Below are 6,474 nucleotides of genomic sequence, written 5' to 3' on the forward strand. Positions count from 1 at the left end.
CGTACGCCCCGCCCCTGTACGCCTAGCGGTCGTGCAGCGCCGCGAGCACGTCGTCGTCGGTCAGCTGGTCGAAGTCCCGGTACCACTCGCCGACGGAACTGAACAGACGCGGCCGGTCGAGGCAGACCACGTCGTCGGCCTCCGCCTGGAGCATCTCGGCGGCGTCGGGGGCGCAGACCGGCGCGGCCAGCACGACGCGTTCGGGGTCCCGGCCCCGTACGAAGCGCAGCGCGGCGCGTGCCGTCGAACCGGTGGCGATCCCGTCGTCGACGACGATCACGGTGCGGCCCCGGAGCTCCGGGGCCTCGCGGCCCTGCCGGTAGAGCTCCTCACGGCGGCGCAGCTCCTGTCTCTCCCGTTCGACCACCGGGGCGAGGGCGGTCTCGCTGAGGCCGAGCCGGGCCAGAGTACGGTGGTCGAACAGGGGCGGATCGTCGCCCACGATGGCCCCGACGCCGAGTTCCTCGTGGAACGGGGCGCCGATCTTCCGCACGACGAGCACGTCGAGCGGGGCGTCGAGCGCTCGCGCCACCTCACGGGCCACCGTCACGCCGCCCCGGGGCAGGGCGAGGACGACGGGGTCGGGCAGGGCGCCCTTGTCGTACGGGATGCGCAGCTCTTCGGCCAGTTCCTGCCCGGCCTGCCTGCGGTCACGGAACAGCATGTGCTTCCATCTCCCCTCTTCCACACGGGGTGCTTCCCCGCCCTCACGGGGAGCTACGAGATGGCCGTGTCCTTGTCGGTGGTGCCGTGTACCCGGGCCGGAGCCGCCTACACGGTCGTAGAGAGCGCCTTCCTTCCCCTTCCGGACACCGGTGCGATGAGCCTTCAGGCCCTGATTCACGTCCGTGGCGTGATCGTCACGCGTGTGCGTGCGCCGCCGCGCCGGTGGCAGAGGACACGGGCGACCGGCGTGGGAGCACATGGCCGCCCGCCACCGCGCCTCACGCGGCGGGTGTGCACCACCCGTGCCGGGAAAACGCTCCTTTCACGCGGTTCCCGGCCGCCCTCCACGACTGTTTGGCTTGGCTCGCGGCGCACACAGCTCCGCCGCACGCACCGTCACGAGGCCGCTGTCATGGCATCCGTCTCTCCGGCACCCGTCCTCGTCCTCGACCTCCACCGCCGCCTCCGCTGACCCACCCGACGGCACCCCCGACAGTCACCCGCGCATCGCCGCCGGTGTGCCGCGGGGGTTCCGGGCCGGGCTTCCCGCCGTCGCGCTCCCGTGCGGCGCGTGCCCGCCCGTGGATGAACGAGTCACTCGTCCCCGAACACCCGGCCCCGTCCGCTCGCGGCCACTTGTGTTCGCCCATGTCAGCTCACGTACCGGGAGGGAATGTGTCTGCCCCCGAAAGTTCTCCCGAAGGCTCCCCCGAAGGCGCAGCCGAACCCGCTGACGGATCCGCCACCGGATCCACCGCCGACGTCCAGCAGTTCACCAGCCTCAGCACGCAGGCGGCCCGTCAGCTCAGCACCACCACCAAGTCCGAACCCCAGATGCAGGCCATCACCTCGCGATGGCTGCTCAAGATGCTGCCCTGGGTGGATGTCCAGGGCGGCACCTACCGGGTGAACCGGCGCCTTCAACTCCGCGTCGGGCGGGGGCGGGTGCAGTTCGAACAGAACGGCGCCGACGACATCAGGGTCATCCCGCAGACGCTCACCGAACTGCCGGCGCTGCGCGGCTACTCCGACACCGCGGCCCTGCGGGAGATCTCCTCCCGGTTCCGGGTGCGCGAGGTGAGCGCGGGGCAGGTCCTCGTCGACGCCGGGCAACCGGTGACGGAGGCGTATCTCGTCGTCCACGGCCGGTTCACCCGCTACACCACCGGCAAGTACGGCGAGGAGGAGGTCATCGGGGTCGTCACCGACGGCGACGGGCTGGGGGACGAGGCCGTCGGCCGGGCCGACCCGCTGTGGCTCAGCTCGGTACGCGCGGAGACCCCGGGTGTGGTGCTGGCGCTCAACTGGGACACGCTCCTGGCGTTCGTCGAGCGCACCCCCTCCCTCGCCGCCCATCTGGAGGCCTTCGCCCAGCGGCAGCGCCTGCCCATGAACCGCAAGGGCGAGGCCGATGTCCCCGTACAGGCCGGGCATGTGGGCGAGCCGGTCCTCCCGGGCGGCTTCGTGGACTACGACCTCTCCCCGCGCGAGTACGGGCTGTCCCTCACCCAGACGGTGCTGCGCGTCCACACCCGGGTCGCCGACCTCTACAACAACCCGATGAACCAAACCGAGCAGCAGCTCCGCCTGACCATCGAGGAGATCCGCGAACGCCAGGAGTGGGAGCTGGTCAACAACCGTGAGTTCGGGCTGCTGCACAACGTCGACCACGGTCAGCGCATCAGCACCTTCTCCGGCCCGCCCACCCCGGACGACCTCGACGAACTGCTGTCGATGCGGCGCAAGACCCGGCTGTTCCTGGCCCATCCGAAGGCGATCGCGGCGTTCTTCCGGCAGTGCAACCGGCGCGGTCTGGTGCCCGGCACGGTGAACGTCGACGGCCACGAGGTGCCCGCCTGGCGCGGCGTCCCGTTCTTTCCCTGCGGCAAGATCCCGATCAGCCCGCAGCACACCAGCAGCATCATCGCGCTGCGCACCGGAGAGAAGGACCAAGGGGTCGTCGGCCTCCACCAGACCGGTATCCCCGAGGAGTACGAGCCCGGCCTCAACGTGCGGTTCATGGGCATCGACTCGACCGCGATCATGAGCTATCTGGTCACCGCCTACTACTCGATGGCCATCCTCGTGCCCGACGCCGCGGGGATGCTGGAGAACGTGCAGGTCGGGTGGATGCCCGAATGAGCATCCACCCGACCTCCGGGTCATCCGCTTCATCCGGTTCATCCGGTTCATCCGGTTCATCCGGTGCGCCGTACGGGCCGCGGCTGCCCGGACCGCCGAGCCTCGCCCGTACGGCACGGGCCCGGCGAGGTGGGGCGGTCCCCGGGCTGCGGTACCGGTCCGCCGCCCCCGCCGATCCCGCGAAGGCCGCGGAGATCGACCGCAGGCTGGAGGCCTGGGCCCGGCGTCTCGACCTGTTCCCCGCGGAGTGGTCCGGGGACTTCTCCGGGTTCCAGTTCGGGCGGGCGGTCGTCCTGCAGCATCCGGACGCCGCCGATCTGGAACGCCTCACGGTGGCGGGCAAGTTGCTGCTCGCCGAGAACATCGTCGACAACTGCTACTGCGAGGAGGACGAGGGCCGGGGCGGTTCGCCGCGCGGGCTGGGTGGCCGGCTGGTCATGGCCCAGTCGGCGCTCGACCCGTACCACGGCACCCCCGAGTTGGAGGAGGAGTGGCGCGGCGGCATGCGGGCCGACGGTCCCCTGCGCTCGTACCACTGCGCGCTGCGGGACTACGCCGTGTTCGCCACCCCCAGCCAGACCGACCGTTTCGTGCACGACGTCGCCCGGCTGCACCTGGGCTATCTCGCCGAGGCCGCCTGGTCCGAGACCCGGTACGTGCCGCGGGTGTGGGAGTACCTGGTGATGCGGCAGTTCAACAACTTCCGCCCCTGTCTGTCGATCGTCGACGCCGTGGACGGCTACGAACTGCCCGAGGCCGTCTACGCCCGGCCCGAGATCCAGCGGATCACCGCACTCGCCTGCAACGCCACCACGATCGTCAACGACCTGTACTCCTTCACCAAGGAGCTGGCCGGCGATCCGAACCATCTGAACCTGCCCCAGGTCATCGCCGCCAACGAGCGGTGCGGACTGAAGGCCGCCTATCTGGAGGCCGTCGAGATCCACAACCGGATCATGGAGTCCTTCGAGGAGGAGTCCGCGGCCCTGTCCGCCATCTCACCCCTGGTCGAGCGCTACGCCCGGGGCCTCGCCGCCTGGGTGTCCGGCAACCACGAGTGGCACGCCACCAACACCCACCGCTACCACCTGCCCGACTACTGGTAACGCCCCGCGGCACGGCCTCCGCCCCGCCAGGGTTCACGCACCACCGCACCACGAGGAGCCACCGTTGACCATCATCGACGCCACCACGGCAGCAGCACCGGTGCCGGCCCAGACACACCGGCCGACGTACCAGTCGACGTACCAGACCCGCGTCGCGGACTACTGGAACGCCGAGGAGAACCCGGTCAACCTCGAACTCGGGAAGATCGACGACCTGTACCACCACCACTACGGCGTCGGAGACGTCGACTGGTCCGTGCTCGACGACGAACCCGGCGGCTCACCCGCGCGTCGCCGGGACCGCGTCACCGCCGAACTGCACCGCCTGGAGCAGGCCCAGGCCGAGCTGCTCGCCTCCCACCTCGGTCCCCTCTCCCCCACCGACCGCGTCTTCGACGCCGGCTGCGGACGCGGCGGCGGCAGTGTCGTGGCCCATCTCCGGTACGGCTGCCACGCCGACGGTGTCACGATCTCCAGGAAGCAGGCCGACTTCGCGGGCGAGCAGGCCCGTCGACGGGGCATCGACGACAAGGTGCGCTACCACCACCGGAACATGCTCGACACCGGCTTCCCGTCCGGCGCGTACACGGCGTCCTGGAACAACGAGTCCACCATGTACGTGGAGCTGGACCTGCTGTTCGCCGAGCACGCCCGGCTGCTGCGCCGCGGCGGACGCTATGTGACGATCACCGGCTGCTACAACGACACCTATGGCCGGGCCTCCCGCGAGGTGTCCCTCATCAACGCCCACTACATCTGCGACATCCACCCGCGGTCGGAGTACTTTCGCGCCATGGCCCGCAACCGCCTCGTCCCCGTCCACGTCCAGGACCTGACGGCCGCCACGATCCCCTACTGGCAGCTGCGCAAACAGGCCGAGCACCTGGTCACGGGGATCGAGGACACCTTCCTGGGCGCCTACGGGAACGGCAGCTTCCAGTACCTGCTGATCGTGGCGGACCGCGTCTGACGCCGGGTCAGCCGTCCGCTTCGGCTCCGATGAGCACGAAGGCCACCGTCACCGGGCGGTCGCCGCGGTTGCGCCAGGCGTGCCGGGTGCCGTTCTGGATCACGATGTCCCCGGCCGACAGGGGGGTGCACTGTCCGTCGTCGAGTTCGAGGACGACCTCGCCCTGGAGCACGATGCCGTAGTCGACGGTCGGTGTGGTGTGCATCCCGTCGGGCCCGATGAGTTCCGCGATGCCGGGTGAGTCGGCCCGCTGTTCGCGGTCGAAGGCGACCGGATCGAACGTCGGGTCGGCCATCGCGGTGTCCGGCGGCATGGTGAGGACGATGAACCGGGTGCCGCCGGGCGCCGGCAGCAGGCTCGTGATCTTCGGCGTGGGGTCCTCCCCCGTCCGCGAGGCCGGCTCGCCGGGTTCGGTGGCCCAGGGGACGGCGGACACCCAGCCCGGCAGGCTGGTGAACTCCCGGCTGCGGGGTATGGGGCCGTCGCTGACGACGACCGACTTCCCGTTCACGTCATGGCCGGTGACGACTCTGCGCATGTGTGTCTCCTCGGTCGGATACGTCCAGGGCGGTGCGCCAGGCGTCCAGTACGTCCTCCACGGTGGGCGCGGACGCGCGGAGCAGGGCCGACGCAACGGTGCGCACGAACTGCCGGTCGCGGTCGTCGGTGAGGTACTCCACCGGCGACTTGCCGTCCACGCGCGCGAGCAGCAGTGCGGGCAGCAGCGAAGCGGCGCGCGCCTGGAGGGCCGGCAACGGCTCCCAGTGGGCGCGCCGGAAGTACGCCTCGGCCAGCACTCCGGCCGAGTGCAGGAGTTCGGCGCGGCGGCCGGGCACCACCAGGGTCTTCAGGAGCAGGTGGTTGACGCAGAAGGCGAGGTCGAAGGCCGGGTCTCCGTACCATGCGCATTCCGCGTCGAGCAGCACGGGCCCCGACGGCCCGACGAGGATGTTCTTGGGGCTGACGTCGCCGTGCACCAGGGCCAGGTGGGTGGTGGCCGTGCGGTCGGCGAGGCCGTGGAGGGTGTCACTCAGGTCGGGGTGGGCGGCCGCGGTGGCCAGCAGGTACGGCTCGACGCGCAGCGCGTGGAAGTTCTCGTCGGTGGCGAACTCGGCGGCGAGGGCGGTGTCGCCCGCGCTCGCGGCGTGCAGGGTGCCGAGTACTTCTCCGACGGCCGCCGCGGTGGCCACGCGCACCTCGCCGTCCAGGAGCTGCGCCTTCCACATCGGGTACCGCTCGGGTGGCAGGTACGCCATGGCGAAGAGGCCGGCCTCGCTGTCCTGGGCGAGTAGCTCGGGCACGCTGTCCGGCCGGTGTCCGGCCGCGAACCGCATCCACGCCCATTCGTAGGCGTTGCGGGACACCGGTGCCTGCCAGTCGGCCGCGACCCGCAGCCGGGCCAGGGCACGTTTGACGCAGAGGGAGCGGCCGGGCAGGTCCACCCGCCACAGGTCGGACGAGACGCCGCCGGCCAGCGGTGTCCAGCGTGCCGCCTCACCGGGGGCGGCCAGTCCGTGGGCGTGCAGGAAGCCGGACAGTGCGGGATCGGCCGTCGGTGCGGTTACCGCGTCGGGTACGGGGTGCGGGGGC

At 71.1% G+C, this 6,474-nt stretch carries 6 protein-coding genes; 3 read left to right on the top strand and 3 right to left on the bottom strand.

Annotated elements, in window-relative coordinates; genetic code table 11:
* Nucleotides 1-22: 22 nt before the first annotated feature.
* Nucleotides 23-664, bottom strand: a complete 642-nt coding sequence (locus tag FNH04_RS39100; protein ID WP_152790753.1) for a phosphoribosyltransferase — start codon at nt 662-664, stop codon at nt 23-25.
* A gap of 650 nt (nt 665-1,314) precedes the next feature.
* Between FNH04_RS39100 and FNH04_RS39105 the strand changes: the two genes are divergently transcribed.
* From FNH04_RS39105 to FNH04_RS39115, 3 genes are all read left to right on the top strand, one after another.
* A complete protein-coding gene (locus tag FNH04_RS39105) occupies nt 1,315-2,808 on the top strand; it encodes a family 2B encapsulin nanocompartment shell protein (protein ID WP_152790755.1) in 1,494 nt (497 codons plus the stop codon).
* Complete coding sequence (locus FNH04_RS39110) at nt 2,805-3,914, top strand: family 2 encapsulin nanocompartment cargo protein terpene cyclase (protein WP_228031871.1); 1,110 nt, start codon at nt 2,805-2,807, stop codon at nt 3,912-3,914. Before FNH04_RS39105 ends, FNH04_RS39110 begins: the two co-directional genes overlap by 4 nt.
* A gap of 64 nt (nt 3,915-3,978) precedes the next feature.
* Nucleotides 3,979-4,884, top strand: coding sequence for a geranyl diphosphate 2-C-methyltransferase (locus FNH04_RS39115; protein WP_152790756.1), 906 nt, complete (start codon nt 3,979-3,981; stop codon nt 4,882-4,884).
* A gap of 7 nt (nt 4,885-4,891) precedes the next feature.
* On the opposite strand, the gene FNH04_RS39120 is transcribed toward FNH04_RS39115, so the two are convergent.
* On the bottom strand, nt 4,892-5,422 hold the full coding sequence (locus tag FNH04_RS39120; RefSeq protein ID WP_152790758.1) for a cupin domain-containing protein: 531 nt from the start codon (nt 5,420-5,422) through the stop codon (nt 4,892-4,894).
* Nucleotides 5,397-6,422: a phosphotransferase family protein gene (locus FNH04_RS39125; protein WP_152790761.1), complete on the bottom strand. Its 1,026-nt coding sequence runs from the start codon at nt 6,420-6,422 to the stop codon at nt 5,397-5,399. The genes FNH04_RS39120 and FNH04_RS39125 overlap by 26 nt, the downstream gene beginning before the upstream one ends.
* Nucleotides 6,423-6,474: the final 52 nt, after the last annotated feature.

Origin of the sequence: Streptomyces phyllanthi, from assembly GCF_009377205.1 — a bacterium.
GTDB lineage: Bacteria > Actinomycetota > Actinomycetes > Streptomycetales > Streptomycetaceae > Streptomyces > Streptomyces phyllanthi.

Excerpts from the sequence above, each read along its gene's own strand:
- FNH04_RS39120 (WP_152790758.1), bottom strand. The coding sequence starts at position 5,422 with ATGCGCAGAGTCGTCACCGGCCATGACGTGAACGGGAAGTCGGTCGTC.
- FNH04_RS39110 (WP_228031871.1), top strand. The coding sequence starts at position 2,805 with ATGAGCATCCACCCGACCTCCGGGTCATCCGCTTCATCCGGTTCATCC.
- FNH04_RS39100 (WP_152790753.1), bottom strand. The coding sequence starts at position 664 with ATGCTGTTCCGTGACCGCAGGCAGGCCGGGCAGGAACTGGCCGAAGAG.
- FNH04_RS39105 (WP_152790755.1), top strand. The coding sequence starts at position 1,315 with ATGTCAGCTCACGTACCGGGAGGGAATGTGTCTGCCCCCGAAAGTTCT.